The sequence below is a fragment of the Streptomyces sp. NPDC050433 genome, from assembly GCF_044458565.1.
Taxonomy (GTDB): domain Bacteria; phylum Actinomycetota; class Actinomycetes; order Streptomycetales; family Streptomycetaceae; genus Streptomyces.
In genome coordinates, this window is sequence record NZ_JBITIB010000018.1 from 110,150 (window position 1) to 127,358 (window position 17,209).

19 protein-coding genes and 1 pseudogene are annotated in these 17,209 nt (G+C 70.2%); 13 read left to right on the forward strand and 7 right to left on the reverse strand.

The window, feature by feature from the left end; translation table 11 throughout:
* Positions 1-66 precede the first annotated feature (66 nt).
* Positions 67-504, forward strand: coding sequence for a hypothetical protein (locus ACIBLA_RS22600; RefSeq protein ID WP_363242771.1), 438 nt, complete (start codon positions 67-69; stop codon positions 502-504).
* A gap of 110 nt (positions 505-614) precedes the next feature.
* A complete protein-coding gene (gene purU / locus ACIBLA_RS22605) occupies positions 615-1,511 on the forward strand; it encodes a formyltetrahydrofolate deformylase (protein WP_363242772.1) in 897 nt (298 codons plus the stop codon).
* Positions 1,512-1,537: 26 nt separating this feature from the next.
* Here purU and ACIBLA_RS22610 read toward each other — a convergent pair whose 3' ends face one another.
* Together ACIBLA_RS22610 and ACIBLA_RS22615 are read right to left on the reverse strand one after the other, a co-directional pair.
* The gene (locus ACIBLA_RS22610; RefSeq protein WP_363242773.1) at positions 1,538-2,974 is read right to left on the reverse strand and encodes a maleylpyruvate isomerase N-terminal domain-containing protein; all 1,437 of its coding nucleotides are present in this window, start codon (positions 2,972-2,974) and stop codon (positions 1,538-1,540) included.
* The gene (locus tag ACIBLA_RS22615) at positions 2,971-3,552 is read right to left on the reverse strand and encodes a sigma-70 family RNA polymerase sigma factor (RefSeq protein ID WP_363242774.1); all 582 of its coding nucleotides are present in this window, start codon (positions 3,550-3,552) and stop codon (positions 2,971-2,973) included. Before ACIBLA_RS22615 ends, ACIBLA_RS22610 begins: the two co-directional genes overlap by 4 nt.
* A 248-nt stretch (positions 3,553-3,800) precedes the next feature.
* Here ACIBLA_RS22615 and ACIBLA_RS22620 point away from each other — a divergent pair, with 248 nt between their 5' ends.
* The 3 genes and pseudogenes from ACIBLA_RS22620 to ACIBLA_RS22630 all read left to right on the forward strand — a co-directional run.
* A complete protein-coding gene (locus ACIBLA_RS22620; RefSeq protein WP_363242775.1) occupies positions 3,801-4,175 on the forward strand; it encodes an STAS domain-containing protein in 375 nt (124 codons plus the stop codon).
* 66 nt (positions 4,176-4,241) lie between these two features.
* A complete protein-coding gene (locus ACIBLA_RS22625; RefSeq protein WP_363242776.1) occupies positions 4,242-4,754 on the forward strand; it encodes an EF-hand domain-containing protein in 513 nt (170 codons plus the stop codon).
* A 430-nt stretch (positions 4,755-5,184) separates the two neighbouring features.
* Positions 5,185-5,634 (forward strand): annotated as a pseudogene (locus tag ACIBLA_RS22630) (ATP-binding protein); the annotation flags it as partial.
* Between the two features lie 23 nt (positions 5,635-5,657).
* Here the strand turns inward: ACIBLA_RS22630 and ACIBLA_RS22635 are convergent.
* The gene (locus ACIBLA_RS22635; RefSeq protein WP_399199606.1) at positions 5,658-6,818 is read right to left on the reverse strand and encodes a GlxA family transcriptional regulator; all 1,161 of its coding nucleotides are present in this window, start codon (positions 6,816-6,818) and stop codon (positions 5,658-5,660) included.
* Positions 6,819-6,895: 77 nt separating this feature from the next.
* On the opposite strand from ACIBLA_RS22635, the gene ACIBLA_RS22640 reads away from it, so the two are divergent.
* Together ACIBLA_RS22640 and ACIBLA_RS22645 are read left to right on the forward strand one after the other, a co-directional pair.
* Complete coding sequence (locus tag ACIBLA_RS22640; RefSeq protein ID WP_363242778.1) at positions 6,896-8,212, forward strand: MFS transporter; 1,317 nt, start codon at positions 6,896-6,898, stop codon at positions 8,210-8,212.
* 73 nt (positions 8,213-8,285) lie between these two features.
* Positions 8,286-9,632, forward strand: coding sequence for an MFS transporter (locus ACIBLA_RS22645; RefSeq protein WP_399199607.1), 1,347 nt, complete (start codon positions 8,286-8,288; stop codon positions 9,630-9,632).
* Between the two features lie 7 nt (positions 9,633-9,639).
* Here ACIBLA_RS22645 and ACIBLA_RS22650 read toward each other — a convergent pair whose 3' ends face one another.
* Positions 9,640-10,800 (reverse strand): flavin-containing monooxygenase, encoded by a 1,161-nt coding sequence (locus ACIBLA_RS22650; RefSeq protein WP_399199608.1) that lies wholly within the window; start codon positions 10,798-10,800, stop codon positions 9,640-9,642.
* A 300-nt stretch (positions 10,801-11,100) separates the two neighbouring features.
* Between ACIBLA_RS22650 and tnpA the strand changes: the two genes are divergently transcribed.
* From tnpA to ACIBLA_RS22665, 3 genes are all read left to right on the forward strand, one after another.
* Positions 11,101-11,529 carry an IS200/IS605 family transposase gene (gene tnpA, locus ACIBLA_RS22655; RefSeq protein ID WP_363242781.1) on the forward strand — a complete coding sequence of 143 codons (429 nt, stop codon included), beginning with the start codon at positions 11,101-11,103 and terminating at the stop codon, positions 11,527-11,529.
* A complete protein-coding gene (locus ACIBLA_RS22660) occupies positions 11,526-12,734 on the forward strand; it encodes an RNA-guided endonuclease InsQ/TnpB family protein (protein WP_399199610.1) in 1,209 nt (402 codons plus the stop codon). The genes tnpA and ACIBLA_RS22660 overlap by 4 nt, the downstream gene beginning before the upstream one ends.
* A 67-nt stretch (positions 12,735-12,801) precedes the next feature.
* Positions 12,802-13,806: an ATP-binding cassette domain-containing protein gene (locus tag ACIBLA_RS22665; protein WP_399199611.1), complete on the forward strand. Its 1,005-nt coding sequence runs from the start codon at positions 12,802-12,804 to the stop codon at positions 13,804-13,806.
* 106 nt (positions 13,807-13,912) lie between these two features.
* On the opposite strand, the gene ACIBLA_RS22670 is transcribed toward ACIBLA_RS22665, so the two are convergent.
* Positions 13,913-14,320: a RidA family protein gene (locus tag ACIBLA_RS22670; protein ID WP_363242784.1), complete on the reverse strand. Its 408-nt coding sequence runs from the start codon at positions 14,318-14,320 to the stop codon at positions 13,913-13,915.
* Between the two features lie 98 nt (positions 14,321-14,418).
* On the opposite strand from ACIBLA_RS22670, the gene ACIBLA_RS22675 reads away from it, so the two are divergent.
* The gene (locus ACIBLA_RS22675; protein ID WP_363242785.1) at positions 14,419-14,799 is read left to right on the forward strand and encodes a helix-turn-helix domain-containing protein; all 381 of its coding nucleotides are present in this window, start codon (positions 14,419-14,421) and stop codon (positions 14,797-14,799) included.
* A 21-nt stretch (positions 14,800-14,820) separates the two neighbouring features.
* Here the strand turns inward: ACIBLA_RS22675 and ACIBLA_RS22680 are convergent, their stop codons facing one another.
* The gene (locus tag ACIBLA_RS22680; RefSeq protein WP_363242787.1) at positions 14,821-15,507 is read right to left on the reverse strand and encodes a pyridoxal 5'-phosphate synthase; all 687 of its coding nucleotides are present in this window, start codon (positions 15,505-15,507) and stop codon (positions 14,821-14,823) included.
* A gap of 35 nt (positions 15,508-15,542) precedes the next feature.
* Between ACIBLA_RS22680 and ACIBLA_RS22685 the strand changes: the two genes are divergently transcribed.
* On the forward strand, positions 15,543-15,695 hold the full coding sequence (locus tag ACIBLA_RS22685) for a hypothetical protein (RefSeq protein ID WP_363242788.1): 153 nt from the start codon (positions 15,543-15,545) through the stop codon (positions 15,693-15,695).
* A gap of 80 nt (positions 15,696-15,775) precedes the next feature.
* On the forward strand, positions 15,776-16,354 hold the full coding sequence (locus tag ACIBLA_RS22690; RefSeq protein WP_399199613.1) for a TetR/AcrR family transcriptional regulator: 579 nt from the start codon (positions 15,776-15,778) through the stop codon (positions 16,352-16,354).
* 104 nt (positions 16,355-16,458) lie between these two features.
* Here the strand turns inward: ACIBLA_RS22690 and ACIBLA_RS22695 are convergent, their stop codons facing one another.
* The gene (locus ACIBLA_RS22695) at positions 16,459-17,106 is read right to left on the reverse strand and encodes a TetR family transcriptional regulator (protein WP_363242790.1); all 648 of its coding nucleotides are present in this window, start codon (positions 17,104-17,106) and stop codon (positions 16,459-16,461) included.
* Positions 17,107-17,209: the final 103 nt, after the last annotated feature.

Below are 17,209 nucleotides of genomic sequence, written 5' to 3' on the forward strand. Positions count from 1 at the left end.
ACTCCTGTGCAGCAAGGTTCGGATAACTCTTCCCGTCGTGGCAGTCGCTCATCCACCATGGGCGGCATGCCGCTCAATGACATTCCCTGGTGGCGCTGGCGCAGCAATGTGCGCTCGGCGCTGCACATGCTTTCCGATCCCGTCTTCCACCAGGAGTACTGGCTGGCCGGCCGAGAGGGGTACGGCGACGTCACCGACGCCGTGTACCGGCTGGTCGAGGACACCTGGCTGGACAACTGGTCGGCGGAGAAATACGTCGGGACGATCTTCCGCGACTCCGGCGAGGCCGCGCTGGTCGACGTCGCCGTGCTGCGGGTGCTGCGGATCATGCACCAGGTGGGGCCGGACGCCCCGATCTCGGTGTATCTGGAGCACCACGGCTGGCCGGAGGCGGTACGGGCCGCGCGCGAGGCGCACGTGAGGCTGGCCGTCAACGACGGCGAGGACCCGGACACGGTGCCGCGCTCGCTGGACGTGCTGCGGATCCTGACGCGGTCGGCCTGACGCGGTCCGCCTGACGTCCGGCGCACCTCGCGTGACGCGATCCGCGCGACGCGGTCCGCCTGGCGGTCACGAACCGCCCGCGCTCGTCCCGTATGGGATCCTCTGGGGTCATGAGTGCCCCGCAGCAGCCCGCCGCCCAGGCCGACCGGCCCGCCCCGTCCGACCAGTACGTCCTGACGTTGTCCTGCCCGGACAAGCAGGGCATCGTGCACGCCGTGTCCAGCTTTCTCTTCATGACCGGCTGCAACATCGAGGACAGCCAGCAGTTCGGCGACCGTGACACGGGGCTGTTCTTCATGCGGGTCCACTTCTCGGCCGAGGTGCCGGTGACGCTGGAGAAGCTGCGGGCGAGCTTCGCCGCCGTGGGGGACTCCTTCCGGATGGACTGGCAGCTCCACCAGGCCGGGGACCGGATGCGGATCATCCTGATGGTCAGCAAGTTCGGCCACTGCCTGAACGACCTGCTCTTCCGGTCGCGGACCGGCGCGCTCCCCGTCGACATCGCCGCCGTCGTCTCCAACCACACGGATTTCGCCGAGTTGGTCGCCTCGTACGACATCCCCTTCCACCACATCCCCGTGACGAAGGACACCAAGGCGGCGGCCGAGGCCGAACTGCTGGAGCTGGTACGCGCCGAGGACGTCGAACTGGTGGTGCTGGCCCGCTACATGCAGGTCATCTCCGACGATCTGTGCAAGCAGCTCAACGGCCGGATCATCAACATCCACCACTCCTTCCTGCCGAGCTTCAAGGGCGCCAAGCCCTACCACCAGGCGCACGCCAGGGGCGTGAAGCTGATCGGCGCGACCGCGCACTATGTGACGGCCGACCTCGACGAGGGCCCGATCATCGAGCAGGAGGTCGAGCGCGTCGGCCACGAGGTCACCCCGGAGCAACTGGTCGCGATCGGCCGGGACGTGGAGTGCCAGGCACTGGCACGCGCGGTGAAGTGGCACGCGGAGCACCGGATCCTGCTGAACGGCCGCCGCACGGTGATCTTCGGCTAGGTCCTGTTGCGAAAGTAGCGCCGCCCCTACAGCCGGCTCAGCGAAGCCGCCGCGAACAGCACGTCCCGGATCGCCTCGCGGTCGCCGCACTGACCGGCCGCCGCTTCCTCCGGTGAGATGTGCCCCGCCACCAGCTGGCAGAACTCCACGTCGTCCAGCGCCACTTGGGCCACCGCACGCTCGGCCGTGCCGACCGCCGCCGGTGAGTCCAGCGCGATGTACCAGTCGCCGCCGCCCGCGCCCTCCACCTCCAGATGCAGCGACCGCCCCGGCGAACCCGGCACGACCAGGTTCTGGGCGGGCGACGCCAGGCCCGCGCGGCGGCGGCCCGCGAGGGCGGACGGGATCAGCTGTGCGGCGAGGTCGATCATCACGCGCAGATGCGGACCACTCGGCTTCGGATACGGGTAGTTCACCGCCTCGGCGATGTCCCAGCCGTGTATCCAGCACTCGAAGGCCCGGTCGATCAGCGCGTCACGCAACGGCAGGGCGAACTCGCCGTACGAGACGGACAGTTCGGCCACCCCACGCCCCGCGAAGGACACCGTCCTGATCATTGTGTGGCTCTGGTCGCGCCACGGCTCGCGGATCGTGCGGGTGGGCGGCGGGTGCGCCGTACGCCAGAACTCCTCGGTCCGGTCGGTCGGCGACAGCGGCGCCCGCGCGCCCAGCGGATCTTCGAGTCCCAGCGCCGACGCGACCAGCCCGTCGACGGTCATCAGATGCCCGATGACCCCGGCGACCGTGGCCCTGCGCGTGGTGGGTTCCTCCTTCTCGAACCACTTGAGCTGGAGCGGCGCGTGCCACTCCGCGTCGCCGAAGTCGCGCAGGAGGGCGTCGAGCCGGGCGGTCTCGGCGTCGTACGGGGTGGCCCACACCGGCACCGGGATACGGGCGGCCCGGCGGTCCAGGCAGTTCTCCAGCACGCGCGCCCGCAGCAGCGGCGGGAGATCGAGATTGCGGTCGGTCTGCAACAGGCCGACGGCGTCCCGCAGTTTGAGGGCCTCGTCGGCGCACGGCGCGCACTCGGTGAGGTGGTTCTCGACGTGGGTCGTCTCCTCCGGTGAGCAGGCGGCCAGCGCCCAGGCGCCGAGCAGGGACTTCAGTACGGAGTGCGAGGGCGGCGGCGAGTCGTCCGGGTGGTGCCGCTCGCCGGTCATGTGCTGCTCCGGAGCCGGAGGGTCCTGAGGGTCCTGAGGGTCCGGATCGGGCGGGTGGGCCGGCTCGTCGGGCTCACGGGGCTCATGGGGCTCACGGGGCGCTTCCGGTTCGCGGTTCTCCTCCGCCGCCCGCGCGGCCCGCGCCGCGTCTTCGACGGCCCGGCGCAGCACGTCCGCCGCGGGCGGCTCCAGGTCGTCCGCGGCGGCGCGCTGGCCGGGTATGCGCGGGATGCCTCGTACGCCGTCGGGCTCGTCCGGATTGCTGCGACCGCCGTTCCGGCCGCCGTCGAGCGGCCCGCTCACAGCGACCGTCCGTGTCCGGGCGGCGAGGAGCCCTCCAGGGGCCGGGTGTTCGCCGACGAGAGCAGTTGCAGACCGAGCCGCAGCCGGCGCCGCGCCTCGTCCTCGGTGACTCCGAGGTCGGCGGCGGTCTGCCGGTAGTCGCGGCGCTGGAAGTACGCCAGGTCCAGTGCGGCGCGCAGGGGAGCGGGCATGGAGGTGACGATGTAGTCGGCGCGTGCGGCGGCGGACGCCTCGCGGATCTTCTGCTCCAACTCCTCCGCGCTGCCCTCGCCGCTGGCCTGGTGGGCGGCCGTCTCCAGCTGCCGCAGCCGGTTCACGGCCTGGAGGCGGGCGAGCTTGGCGATCCAGGACCGCATCGAGCCCTGCTTGGGGTCGAAGACGTCCGGGTGCTCCCACACGTAACCGAAGACCTCGCGCGTTATCCGGTCGGCGGCCTCGCTGTCGTCGAGCACCCGGTGCGCGAGGCTGTGCACGAGCGAGGCGAAGCGGTCGTACAGCTCCCCGAGCGCGGCGGCCTCACCCCGCGCGAGCCGCTGCTGCATCCTGCGGTCCCAGCGGGGCGGTGTGTCCTTTGCCATGAGACCCCCAGCCCTGTGCCTGCTCCGTTTCGAATGTAATGGCCAGTCTCATCGAAGTGCGCCCCTTTGCGTCAAGTGCGCCCCCTGAGACCGTCCGACCTGATAAGGAATTTCCCCGGTTCCCGGCCGTTGTGTTTCACGAAGGGCCAGAAGGGCAGCCGCGAAAAAAGGAGGACGATCCCCGGTGAAGGTCCGGAACCCGGAAATCCGCTGGAGGTCGCCGACTCGGTTCGAGGGAAGGTCCAGGTGTGACGCTCAAGGTCGAGAAGGACGAGCACGGTCTGTGGACCGTCCTGCGCATCACCGGGGAGCTGGATCTCGTGACATCCCCCGTGGTGCGCCAGCATGTCCATGACGCGGTCGCCGCCGGCCGCCGCGAACTGGTGCTGGACCTGTCCGAGGTGTTCTTCTGCGATTCCAGCGGCGTCGGCGTCCTGATCGCCTCGCGCAAGCTGATGCGCTCCTGCCAGGGCCGACTGCATCTCATCCTGCCGGCCCACGGCGCGGAGGAGGGCTCACACGTCAATCGCGTCCTCGGGGCTCTCGGCGTGCGGCGCCTCTTCGAGGTCTACTCGGACGTCTCCGACGCCGTCGACGAGGAGGCGCAGCCCCTGTCGGCGTAGGGGCTGTCCGCCGGACAGACCTGAAGCCCACACACGGCGGGCCTCCGGCGTCGTACGCTCCCAGACATGGACAGCGCAGAGTACGAGGGCAAGATCGCCTCCCGGTTCGCAGCCTTCGACCAGGACGGCAACGGCTACATCGACCGCGAGGACTTCAGCGCAGCGGCAGCGGCACTGCTCGCGGAGTTCGGCGTCACCGCACGATCCGAGAAGGGACAGGCCCTCTACAACGGGGCCGAGGCCTTCTGGCAGGGCATGGCGGGCATCGCGGACGTCGACGGTGACCAGCGGGTCACCCGGCAGGAATTCATCACCGGCGCGGCGAAGAGGCTGCGCGACAACCCGAAGCGTTTCGCCGAGATCGCCCGGCCCTTTCTGCACGCGGTGATCGCCATCGCGGACGAGGACGGCGGCGGCGTGACGCCGGCGGCGGCCGAGCGGGTGCTGCTCGTGCTGGGCACGGAGCCGGCCGTGGCGGCACAGGCCGCCGGGGGGCTGGACGGGGACGGCGACGGCCGGATCACCGAGGAGGAGATCCTGACGGCGTTCGCCGCGTACTACGTGACGCCGGAGCCGTAGAACGCAGGCGTACCGGAGAGCATCACTGTGCGTGACAAGACGGCTGCCGCGCATGTCGATACCGGGTTGTGTCCTTAGTGCGACCCGTCACGGGCCGGAGTCGGCGGCGGGCTCCGGTACGCTCGCTCGGGTGCGAGTGGTGGTGAGGCGCGACGGATCCGGTGTGGCCAGTACGGCGACGCCGGACCAGGGAATGCCTGCCGACAGCACCGTTCGAAGGCGCCTTACGCGTCGTTGTTCGACTCCCCGCAGAGCGCGTCGCACAGTATGCCTCACGCGTACTCCTTCGCGATGGAATATGCCCGAAGCGCTTGTTGCGGTGACTGTACGTCAACCATGCTGTCCCACAAGGGAATCACGTTCTGTGACCTTGTCGTGGACCTTGTCGAGGCGCGAGGCGATGTGCCCGCCGGTTCGGATGGTGTGAGCGGTGCAGGTTCTTCAGATGCAGTTGGAGGTCGGGGCCGATCCGGCGGAGGTCGGGCGGGCCCGTCGATGGGCCCGGTCGCGACTCGTCGGCTCCGGGATGAACGACGACGAGCCGCTGGCGGAGACACTGATCCTGCTGATCTCGGAACTGGTCACCAACGCCGTGGTGCACACCGGCTGTCCGGCCGTGCTGCGGATGCTGTTCGGCTCGGGGGCCGCCGAGGCCGGGACGGTACGGGTCGAGGTCGCCGACACCAGCGCACGGCCGCCCTGTCCGCGCCACGCGCAGGGCGAGGACACCAACGGGCGGGGACTGGAGCTGGTCGACGGGCTCGCCGACCGGTGGGGCTGGCAGCCGGAGGGCTCGGGCAAGCGGATCTGGTGCGAGGTGGACCGGAGCGAGCCGGGCGAGGACGCGCAGTACGTGCCGCCGACACCGACACCGGCGCCCGTGCGGCACGGCGGGATGGGGCGCTACGCGGTGGACCTGTCGGTGACGGGCCGGTCCGTGGAGCTGGACCGCGAGCGTGACCGCGACCGCGACGCTGATCGCGACCTGGACCGCCCCGACGGGGCCGCCGGGACCGACGGGTCGCCGAAGGCCGTCGGACGGTCCTGAACGCGGTCGCCGACGCCATCGCCGTCCACCGCGCGGAACGTCCGCCGGTAGACCGTCGGCGAGACACCGAGCGCCGCCTGGAGATGCTGGCGCATGGACTGCGCCGTACCGAACCCCGCGTCCCGCGCGATCTGGCCGACGGAGAGATCCGACGCCTCCAGCAGATACCGCGCCCGCTCGACCCGCTGCTGGACCAGCCACTGTCCGGGGCTGATCCCGGCCTCCTCGCGGAAGCGGCGCGTGAACGTCCGGACGGACATCGACTCCTGTTCCGCCATGTCCCGCAGCTGGATCGGCTCGTGCAGCCGGGCGAGTGCCCAGGCCCTGGCCGTGGTGGTGGTCGCCAACTGGACGTCGGGAACGGGGCGTTGGATGTACTGCGCCTGGCCGCCGTCCCGGTGCGGCGGGACGACCGTACGCCGCGCGACGTCGTTGGCGACCGCCGTCCCGTGGTCGCGGCGCACGATGTGCAGACAGAGATCGATCCCGGCGGCGACCCCGGCCGAGGTCAGGACATCGCCGTCGTCGATGAAGAGCACGTCCGCGTCGACCTTGATCCGCGGGAAGGTCCGCTGGAAGTGCGCGGCCGACGACCAGTGGGTGGAGGCGGGCCGGCCGTCGAGGAAGCCGGCGGCGGCGAGCACGTAACCGCCGGTGCAGATGGAGACCAGACGGACGCCGGGGCGCAGATGGGCGAGGGCGGCGGCGAGTTCGGCGGTGAGCCTGCCCTCCTCGTAGACCGGGCCGAGTTCGTACGAGGCAGGGATCAGCACCGTGTCGGCGGTGGCCAGCGCCTCAGGACCGTTCTCCACGAGGATGTCGAAGTCCGCCTGCGTACGGACCGGGCCCGGCGGGCGGATCGAGCAGGTGATCACGTCGTACAGCCGGGCGCCCTCGGGGCTCTTGGCGCGGCCGAAGATCCGCTGGGGGATGCCCAGTTCGAACGGGAGGACCCCGTCGAGCGCCAGCACCGCGACCCGGTGGCGCGGCCGTCGTCCGGCGCCGCTCACTGACATCCTCCCGCCTTCCCGCGCGTGTCCGTCATACGAATTCCCCTGGTGGTCCAGACCAGTCCCTGGTATCTGTCGACTCTGTGACTGCCAAGCGTCCGAACGACCCCGCTATTCCCGCCACCGGCGACGCGGACGGGACCCAGCTGTGGAACCGTAACTTCCGTCTCTTCTTCCTCGCCAGGACCGTGGCGCGCTTCGGTGACGGCATGGTGCCCGTCGCGCTCGCCGCCGGACTGCTCGACGCGGGCCACGGCGCGTCCTCCGTCAGCTTCGCGCTCGGCGCGTGGATGGTCTGCTTCGCCGGGTTCGTACTCTTCGGCGGTGTGCTCGCGGACCGCTTCACCCCGCGCCGGATGATGGTCCTCGCCGATGTCATGCGCCTGATCGGCACGGCGGGCCTCGTGGCCGTCTTCGCCGGGGAAGCGCCGGCGCTCTGGCTCGTGTACGCGCTGAGCGCCCTCAACGGGCTCGGCGCCGCGCTCTTCCAGCCCGGCGTGGCCAGCATGCTGCCGGTGCTCTCACCCGACGTCCAGCGCGGCAACGCGGTGCTGCGCGTCGCCGAGTCCCTGGCGACGATGGCGGGTCCCGCGGCGGCGGGAGCGCTGGCCGGGTTCGGCGGGCCCGGCACGATCTTCGCGGTCAACGCGGCGACGTTCGGCGTCAGCGGGATCTGTCTCTTCCTGGTCCGGACGCCGACCATGCGGCCGGTGCGCGGCGACTCGATGCTCACCGAACTGGTCGGCGGCTGGCGCGAGTTCCGGGCGCGGTCCTGGCTGTGGGGCGTGATCGCGGTCTGGCTGGTGTACGGCGTCACGGTGCTCGGGCCGCTGGTGCCGCTGGAGGCGGTGGTGGTCACCGAGCGGTACAGCTCCGCCATGTTCGGCCTGATGATGACCGTGCACGGGGCGGGCAACGTCGCGGGCGGGCTGCTGGCGATGCGGCTGCGCCCGGCGAGACCCCTGTTCGCGGGGACGGTCGCGCTGTTCGGAGTCGTGGCGAACCTGCTGGTGCTGGCGTACGACGTCCCGCTGCCGCTGCTCGCCGCCGGGTTCTTCGCGGGCGGTGTGGGCCTCGCGTTCTGGATCGTGATGTGGTCCACGACGGTCCAGACGATGATCCCGCCGGAGGCGCTGAACCGGCTCCACGCGTACGACGTGGCGGGGTCCCTGATCATGCTCGCCGTCGGCCGCGCGCTGGCGGGCCCGGTGGCGGAGGCGGTCGGGATGCGCGAGGTGCTGGTGGGCGGGGCGGTGGTGAACGTGCTGGTGTGCGGGGTGCTGTTCGCGGCGCGGCCGATCCGCGAGCTGCGTCGGGTGGTCCGTCAGCAGTCACCGCAGGGCGAACCGGTCGGCGAAGTGTCCGACAAGGACGAACCGGCCGAGGGGCAGACCCGGTGACCGGCCGGCGCGCTGGCCCGATCCTAGTGGTCGCTGTCCCTCGGGCCACTCGTGCGGCGGGCGCCGGGCACGGATGCTTCTTGACGTGACACAGACAGCCGAGACTCCCGCCGATTCTCCCGCCGGTACGCCCGCAGAAGCCGTCACCCCGACTCCCCGCAGCCGCCGCCCCCGCTTCCACCGGGCCTGGTTCGTCGCCGCCGTCACCTTCGTGACCATCGTCGGCGCCGCCGCCTTCGCCTCGCTGCCCGGACTGCTCATCGAGCCGCTGCACTCGGAGTTCGGCTGGTCGCGCGGCGAGATCGGGTTCGCCGTATCGGTCAATCTCGCGCTGTACGGGCTCACCGCGCCGTTCGCCGCCGCGCTCATGGACCGGTTCGGGATACGCCGCGTCGTCGCCGTCGCGCTGACCGTGATAGCCACCGGCTCCGCGCTCACCGTCGTGATGACCGCCGCCTGGCAGATGGTCCTCTACTGGGGCGTCCTCGTCGGCCTCGGCACCGGCTCGATGGCCCTGGCCTTCGCCGCCACCGTCACCGACCGCTGGTTCGTCGCCCGGCGCGGGCTCGTCACCGGCATCCTCACCGCCGCCGGCGCCTCGGGGCAACTGGTGTTCCTGCCGCTGCTCTCCTGGCTCGTGGCGAACCACGGCTGGCGCCCCGCCTCCATCACCGTCGCGATGTCCGCGCTCGTCGTCGTCCCGTTCGTCTGGCTGCTGCTGCGCGACCACCCGGCGGACGTGGGGCTTCCGGCGTACGGCTCCGAGGAGTTCAAGCCCAAGCCGCCACCCGTCACCGGCGCGGCACGGCGGGCCGTCACCGTCCTGTTCAAGGCCGCCCGCACCGGGCCCTTCTGGCTGCTCGCCGGAACGTTTGCGATCTGTGGCGCCTCCACGAACGGCCTGGTCAAGACCCACTTCATCCCCGCCGCGCACGACCACGGCATGCAGATCACGACCGCCGCTTCGCTCCTCGCCGTGATCGGTGTCTTCGACATCGTCGGCACGATCGCCTCCGGCTGGCTCACCGACCGCTACGACGCGCGCCGGCTGCTCGCCGTCTACTACGCGCTGCGCGGCGTCTCGCTGCTCTTCCTGCCGATGCTGCTCGCCCCGGACGTCCGGCCGCCGATGCTGTTCTTCATCATCTTCTACGGCCTGGACTGGGTCGCGACCGTCCCGCCGACGATCGCCCTGTGCCGCGCGTACTACGGCGCGGACAGCGCCATCGTCTTCGGCTGGGTGCTCGCCTCGCACCAGATCGGCGCCGGGGTCGTCGCGTTCGCGGGCGGCATGGTGCGGGACGTCACCGGCTCGTACAGCATGGTCTGGTACGCCTCCGGCGCGCTGTGCGCGGCGGCGGCGCTGATGGCCCTGATGATCAGGAGCCGCGCCGGAGCGGGAAAGGTCAACGCGGCTTGAGCGCGCGCTACTTGACCGCTTGAGGCCTGACCGCCTTCGCTATCCGCTCCGCGTCCATGGCCAGCTCGCGCAGCATCCCGCTGATCGGATTCGTGAACCCCGTGAAGTACAGCCCCGGCGCCCGCTCCGACGTCCGCCCGCCGCGCACCACCGGACACCCCCGCTCGTCCAGCACACCCAGATGCCCCACCAGGCCCTCCAGACCCCGGCGGTAGCCGGTCGCGGCGATCACCGCGTCGGGCGAGATCCGTGAACCGTCCGCCAGTACCACCTTGTCGTCGTCGAACGACTCGACCGCCGCGACCGGTTCGACCTCACCCTTGCCCACCGCCGCGAGCAGCCCCACGTCCTGCACCGGGATCGCCCCCTCGCGCACCCGCGAGTACAGCCCGGTGTCGGGGCGCGGCAGCCCCCGGTCCGCGAGATCGGGCACCGCGATCCTGCACATGATCTCGCCCGCCCGGTCGACCAGCCGCTCCGGCAGCCGCCGGACCAGGATGCCGGTGCGCTGCGCCGACCAGCCGAGGGTCGAGCGGCGCACGATGTGCGGGACGGTACGGATCGCGAGACGTACCCGCGCCGCGCCGCCCTCCACCAGGTCGACCGCGATCTCCGCGCCCGTGTTGCCGGCGCCGACGACCAGGACGTCCTTGCCCTGGTACGGGCGGGAGTTCCGGTACGCGCCCGCGTGCAGCAACTCCCCGGCGTACGCCTCCGCCCCCGGCCAGTCCGGCAGCCGTGGCGTGTTGCTGTACCCGGTCGCGACGACGACGGCGCTCCCCGTCAGCTCCCGGCCCCCGGTCGCGCGCAGCACCCAGCTCTCGCCGTCCGCCGAACGCTCGATGCCCGTGACCTCGACGCGGGTGACGACCTCCAGGCCGTGGAACTCCGCGTACTTCTCCAGATAGCGGACCATGTTCTTGACCGAGACCCAGCGCCCGAAGGACCGAGGCATCGGGAGACCCGGCAGCGCGGACAGCCTGCGGGTGGTGTGCAGATGGAGCCGGTCGTAGTGGCCGCGCCAGGAAGCCCCGACGGCCTGGGACCTCTCCAGTACGACGGCTCGTACGCCCCGCGCGCCGAGTGCGGCGGCGACGGCGAGACCGCCGGGTCCGCCGCCGATGACGTACACGGGGCGGCCGTTGGTGAGGTCGATGGCGCTGGACATGACAGCTGAGCGTAATCGAGCGGCCACTTGTTGGGTCTCGGTCAAGATGGGAATCGATTGCGAATCGGTTACGTCGGGGTAAGTTCTGCGTGCGGCGGCTGAAACCGCTGTGAAAGCGGCGTGAATCCGACGGCCCGCACGCTGCTCCCATCAAGGCCTAGCCGGGGGACGCCCCGCTTTAGCGGGGTGGGGAGTGGCTTCTCTGGGTTGCTCTGACCTCAACTGGGTGCACGGGTCTGCACTGTTCGCCTGTGTCGCCTCTCTGGCGCATTAGACCTGCGGAGCGTGTATATTTGTCGGATGCCCGTGACCAGGAAGGTTCGCCGATTCTCCGGCGGCGTGTACGACCTCGGGCTCCACGTGGTGTGGTGCCCGAAGTACCGCCGTCCGGTCCTCGGCGGCCGGGTTGCGGAACGCCTGGACGAGCTGATCCGGCAGAAGTCTGACGAACGCGGCTGGGAGATCATCGCCCTTGAGGTGATGCCCGACCACGTCCACCTCTTCGTCAAACACGACCCGAAGTCGTCAGCCTCGTACGTGGCGAACCAGTTCAAGGGCTTCACCTCCCGCGTGCTGCGCGAGGAGTTCCCCCACCTGAAGTCGCGGATGCCCACGCTGTGGTCGTCGTCGTACTTCGCCGCATCGGTCGGTGCCGTATCGGCGGCGACGGTCGAGAAGTACATCAATACCCAGTGGGAACGTCCGTGGAAGAAGGAGGGTGGCTCGTGATCCGTGCGCACAAGTTCCTCCTCCGCCCCACCAAGGGCCAGGCGGTGGCGCTCACCGACATGCTGCGCGACCACTGCTCCCTCTCCAACGGCGCACTACAGGAGCGTCGCGACGCCTACCGGCATGCGTCGAAGACCAGCATCAAGTACGGGCAGCAGTCCGCACAGCTCAAGGACATCCGGGCCTTCGACCCCGAGCGGCAGGGACGGTGGTCGTTCTCCTCTCAGCAGGCCACCCTGCGGCGGCTGGACAAGGCGTTCCAGGCATTCTTCAAGCGGGTCAAGGCTGGTCGGACGCCGGGCTACCCGCGCTTCAGGGGCGTCGGGCACTTCGACACCGTCACCTTCCCGAAGGACGGCGATGGCTGCCGCTGGGACTCCACCCCGCATGACCGTCAGACCCGCGTCCGCCTTCAAGGCGTCGGGCATGTCCGCGTGCATCAGCACCGGCCCGTACGGGGTCGCGTCAAGACGATCTCGGTGAAACGCGAAGGGAGCCGCTGGTACGTCGTCCTCTCCTGCGAGAAGGTCCCCGCCGAGCCACTGCCGTCCACCGGGGCAATCGTCGGTATCGACATGGGCGTAGCCCACTTTCTGACCACCTCGGACGGCGAACACGTCACCAACCCGCGCTTCCTCCGGGCGATGGCCGACGAACTCGCCGAAGCACAGCGACACCTCGCGACGTTCCCCGAGCGGACCCGGCAGCGCACCAAGCGTCACCGTGCCGCCGTCCGGAAGGTCGCCAATCTGTACGGCAGGATCCGGCGGCAGCGCGCCGACTTCCACCACAAGACTGCCCGCACCCTCATCACCGCCCACGACGTGATCGCACACGAGCGGCTGAACACGGCGGGCATGACCAAAAGCCCCACCCCCAAGGCGGACCCCGAGCAGCCCGGCAGCTTTCTGCCGAACGGCACTGCCGCGAAGGCCGGACTCAACCGCAGCATCCTCGACGCGGGTTGGGCGCAGTTCCTCGGAATCCTGGCGAACAAGGCTGAGAGTGCCGGTCGCCTCGTGGTCCCGGTGGACGCGCGCAACACCTCCCGCACGTGTCCCGAATGCGGGCATGTCAGCGCGGAGAACCGCGCCACCCAATCGAAGTTCGAATGCGTCAGATGCGGGTTCGCTGCGAACGCGGACCACGTCGGCGCGACGAACGTCCTCAACAGGGCCGGGCTGGCCCTCTGCGACGTGGCCTAGCCACCGACACAGGAAGCCCGCACGTTTACGCGTGGGTGGAGTCACGACTACGAAACCCACACCGGCCTTGACGCCGCTCGCGATCAGCGCGAACGGGCCGCGCGAGTCGTACGGTGACAAGCTCGTCCTCGACGGCCTCGGCCTCGAAGTCGCCGAGGGCATGGTCTTCGCGCTGCTCGGCCCCAACGGCGCCGGCAAGACGACCGCCGTCCAGATCCTCTCCACGCTCATCCGGGCCGACGCCGGAGAGATGCGCGTCGCCGGGCACGACCTGGCGCGCGAGCCCGACTCCGCACGCCACGCGATCGGCGTCACCGGCCAATTCTCCGCCGTGGACGGGCTGTTGAGCGGCCGGGAGAATCTGCACCTGATGGCCGACCTGCGCCATCTGGGCCGTGCGGCGGGCCGGCGGCGTACGACGGAGCTGCTGGAGCAGTTCGATCTCACCGACGCCGCCGAGAAGATGGCGTCGACCTGCTCCGGCGGGATGCGGCGCCGGCTCGACCTGGCCATGACCCTCGTCGGCGACCCGCGCGTCATCTTCCTGGACGAACCGACCACCGGGCTCGACCCGCGCAGCCGCCGCACCATGTGGGAGATCATCCGCCGCCTTGTCGCGGACCACGGAGTGACCATCTTCCTCACCACCCAGTACCTCGAAGAGGCCGACCAACTCGCCGACCGCATCGCGGTGCTGGACCACGGCAGGCTCGTCGCCGAGGGCACGGCGGAGGAGCTGAAGCGGCTGATTCCCGGCGGCCATGTGCGGTTGGGGTTCGCCGACGCCGACACGTTCGAGGTGGCGGTACGGGCGCTGTCGCGGACGCTCGACGACATGCCGCGCGACGACGACGCGCTCACGCTCCAAGTCCCGAGCGACGGGCGGGTGCGGTCGCTGCGCGCGCTGCTCGACCTGCTGGACGCGGAGTCGATCGAGGCCGGGGAGCCTTCGGTCCTCACCCCCGACCTGGACAACGTGTTCCTCGCCCTGACCGGGCAGCCCCGCACCGCTGTTGACCCCCCTGCCGACCACCCTGTCGACCCTCTGACCGAGAAGGCCGTGGCCCGATGAGTTCTCTCTCTCCTACACCCTGAGCGATTCCGCGACAGGAGGCGGAGCTCGGTGGTCACCCGTTCAGGTTACCGAGCGGGGGCCGTGGTGGGCCGGTGGCGCACGTTCAGTCGATGACCGCGGTGGCCTCGACCTCGACCAGATGCTCGGGTACGTCCAGTGCCGCGACGCCGATCAGTGTGCCCGGCGATACGGGGGTGATCCCCAGCTTCGCGGACGCGCGGGCGACACCGTCCAGGAACTGCGGCATCTTGTCGGGGGTCCAGTCCACGACGTAGACCGTCAGCTTCGCCACGTCCTCGAAGGTGGCGCCGACCCCGGCCAGCGCGGTGCCGACGTTGAGGTAGCACCGCTCGACCTGGGCGGCGAGGTCGCCTTCGCCGACGGTGGCCCCGTCGGGGCCCCAGGCGACCTGCCCCGCGATGAAGACCAGCTTCGAGCCGGTCGCGACGGACACCTGGTGGTAGATGTCGGTCTCGGGCAGTCCGGTCGGGTTCACCAGGTTGACGGCCATGCGTGCGCTCCTTCTTCGGTCTCTTGCGGTTACTCAGGAACCATAGGAGAGTGTGCGCTGACATGGAAGAACGCACTTTTCAGTGACTGGGGAACCTGATGGTGACCAAGCAGCTCAGCGGCACACCCGAGAACGCGGACCTCGCGCGCGCCGACTCCCTGGCGCGGGAGATCTTCTCCGACGTCGCCAACAAGTGGGCGCTGTTGATCATCGAAGCGCTGGGGGAGCGCACCCTGCGCTTCGGCGAGGTACGGAACGAGGTCGAGGGCATCAGCCACAAGATGCTCACCCAGAACCTGCGCATGCTGGAACGCAACGGCCTCGCCGAGCGCACCGTGCACCCGACCGTGCCGCCGAGGGTCGAGTACACCCTCACCGAACCGGGCCTGGCCCTGCGGGAGACGGTCCACCGGATGTGCGACTGGACCCACCAGTACATCGACCACATCGAGACGTCGCGCGACCGCTTCGGCGTCTAGGTCCTGTCCGCCGGACAGGGCCTAAGGCCAGAGGAGTTCCCGCGACCAGCTCCCGTGGGGCACTGCCAGGTCCGTGCGGCGGTAGCGCAGCCGGATGTGGCGGCGCTCGGTGTCGCCCTGGAAGAACTCGACCTCGTCGGCGTCGAGCACGTACCGCGTCCACGTCGGCACCTGCGCGTCCGGCTCGGCCTGTGCCCGCTCCCACGCGGCCCGCGAAGCGCGCGCCAACTCCTCGGCGGAGCCGAGCACTTCGCTCTGATGCCCGGTAAGCGCGGCGGCGAGCGCACCGGTGGACCGTACGGCCAGATCGGCCCGGCTCTCCTCGCCCCCTGCGGCACTCACCGCCCCCCGCACCCGGATCTGCCGCCCCTGCACGGGCCAGTAGAACCCGAGCGCGGCCCACGGTCGGGCGGCCAGTTGGCGCCCCTTCGCGCTGGTGGCGTGCGAGGCGAAGTGCCAGCCGCGCTCGTCGGCGTCGTGCAGCAGGAGTGTGCGTACGTCGGGGCGCCCGTCGCCGTCGACGGTCGCGAGCGTCATGGCATGCGGCTCGACCTGTCCGGCGGCGACGGCCTCCCGGAACCACCGCTGGAACAACGCCAGCGGTTCGTCGGGCGCATCGTCGGCCTCGAAACGGGCCGGCCCGTTCTCCCAGGTCCGCAGATCATGAAGTACGCCCCGGAACGCCTGCTGCTGCTCGTCGCTGCTCATGGACCCATTCAACCGGGCGGCCCGACCGGTACGGCGTGCTCGCCCGCACCACCAGGGGCGCGTACGGCGAGACCGTGATCGTCGGCCGTCTCCCCGTCGCCGGGACCCCGGACAGCCCGGACGTGTCCCTGGTGGCTGTCGCCACCTGGCACCGGCCGACGCGTTCGCCCCGGCGGACTCCGAGGTGATGGCTCAGGCCCGCGACGTGCCACTTAGGGTGTAGTACTACATCTGAAGTGGTGCCAACTGGAAAGGTGCGACCACCCCCATGCGACAGAACCTGGCCCGCCGCTCCGCGCTCGTCGACGCCGCGATCGAAGTGCTCGCCCATGACGGCGCCAGGGGGCTGACCTTCCGGGCCGTCGATGTCGAGGCGGATGTACCCAAGGGCACCGCGTCCAACTACTTCACGAGCCGTGACGAGCTGCTCAACCAGGTGGGGCACCGGATCTACGAGCGGCTGATTCCGGACGAGGCCACCGTCGCGGACATGGTCGGCGGGCCCAACACCCGCGAGCGGACAGCGGAGTTGGTACGGCAGGTGGTGGAGCGGGTCGCCGCGTTCCGGACGGGTTTTCTCGCGTTGCTGGAGCTGCGGCTGGAGGCCACCCGGCGGCCCGAGTTGCGCGCCGTGCTGACCGCGCGTGTCAGTGAGGACGTCGAGCAGAACGTCACGCACCATCTGGCGTCCGGGCTGCCCGGTGACGCCGACGCGATCAAGATGATCTATCTGGCCGCCAACTGGCTGGTGGTGGAACGGCTCACGCTGCCCGGTGTCTTCTCGGAGGAGGAGGCCGCGCGGCTGATCGGCGACCTCGTGGAACGCGTACTGCCGTCCGGCCCGTGAGACGCCCGTGAGGCGTCAGTGATACGGGAGCGCCGGCGGCGGATCAGTTCGCTGATCCGCCGCCGGCGTGACAGGACGGAGAGAGGGCCCGGCTGCTGCGCGGGCTACTTAGCCGGCTTCTTGCCCGTGATGCCCAGGTGGACCAACAGGGTCAGATTCGGCTTCAGTTCGGCCTGCTTCACGCCCCAGGTCTGGAAGCCCTTCTGATGCCCGGCCACCGCCGCGAGCATGACGACCAGTGAGCCGGCCATCGCGGCGGGGTTGACGTCCTTGCCGACCCGGCCTTTGGACTGGAGCTCCTTCACGGAATCCGTAAGGGAGTTGGTGACCGAACTCAGGATCTTCATGCGGATCTTGTAGAACCGCTTGTCGCCCTCGGCGGCACCAAGATCGATCACCCTGAGGATCGCGTCGTTCTTGCGCCAGAAGTCGAGGAATCCCTCTACGAGTTCTTCCGCAGTCTGGCGCCCCGCTTTACCCGCCCAGGAGCGCCCGGAGACCAGTTCCGTCAATCCGGCTCCCTCCTTGGCCATTTCCTCGGCGATCTCAAGGACAGCGCCCTCGACGTCCGGGAAGTACTGATAGAAGGTCGCGGGTGAAGTGCCTGCCTTCCGGGCAACGTCGATGACTTTGACGTCCCGATATGGCGAGGTGCTGAGCATCTCGCTGAGGCAGTCGAGCAGCTTCTGCCGCGTCGCCTGGCCGCGCCGACCGGCCACGCGGCCGTCGACGGTACGTACTTGTCCTGTCATGCCGTCAGCTTACCGAGGGGTGATCGGAGCGCGATTCGGCCGACTGCAAATGGGGAACCGCCCGCTCATCTCGGGGGTCGAGAAGAGGGGCGGAAGAGGAGGG

Excerpts from the sequence above, each read along its gene's own strand:
- ACIBLA_RS22600 (WP_363242771.1), top strand. The coding sequence starts at position 67 with ATGCCGCTCAATGACATTCCCTGGTGGCGCTGGCGCAGCAATGTGCGC.
- purU (WP_363242772.1), top strand. The coding sequence starts at position 615 with ATGAGTGCCCCGCAGCAGCCCGCCGCCCAGGCCGACCGGCCCGCCCCG.
- ACIBLA_RS22615 (WP_363242774.1), bottom strand. The coding sequence starts at position 3,552 with ATGGCAAAGGACACACCGCCCCGCTGGGACCGCAGGATGCAGCAGCGG.
- ACIBLA_RS22625 (WP_363242776.1), top strand. The coding sequence starts at position 4,242 with ATGGACAGCGCAGAGTACGAGGGCAAGATCGCCTCCCGGTTCGCAGCC.
- ACIBLA_RS22635 (WP_399199606.1), bottom strand. The coding sequence starts at position 6,818 with ATGTCAGTGAGCGGCGCCGGACGACGGCCGCGCCACCGGGTCGCGGTG.
- ACIBLA_RS22645 (WP_399199607.1), top strand. The coding sequence starts at position 8,286 with ATGCTTCTTGACGTGACACAGACAGCCGAGACTCCCGCCGATTCTCCC.
- ACIBLA_RS22650 (WP_399199608.1), bottom strand. The coding sequence starts at position 10,800 with ATGTCCAGCGCCATCGACCTCACCAACGGCCGCCCCGTGTACGTCATC.
- tnpA (WP_363242781.1), top strand. The coding sequence starts at position 11,101 with ATGCCCGTGACCAGGAAGGTTCGCCGATTCTCCGGCGGCGTGTACGAC.
- ACIBLA_RS22670 (WP_363242784.1), bottom strand. The coding sequence starts at position 14,320 with ATGGCCGTCAACCTGGTGAACCCGACCGGACTGCCCGAGACCGACATC.
- ACIBLA_RS22675 (WP_363242785.1), top strand. The coding sequence starts at position 14,419 with ATGGTGACCAAGCAGCTCAGCGGCACACCCGAGAACGCGGACCTCGCG.
- ACIBLA_RS22680 (WP_363242787.1), bottom strand. The coding sequence starts at position 15,507 with ATGAGCAGCGACGAGCAGCAGCAGGCGTTCCGGGGCGTACTTCATGAT.
- ACIBLA_RS22690 (WP_399199613.1), top strand. The coding sequence starts at position 15,776 with ATGCGACAGAACCTGGCCCGCCGCTCCGCGCTCGTCGACGCCGCGATC.
- ACIBLA_RS22695 (WP_363242790.1), bottom strand. The coding sequence starts at position 17,106 with ATGACAGGACAAGTACGTACCGTCGACGGCCGCGTGGCCGGTCGGCGC.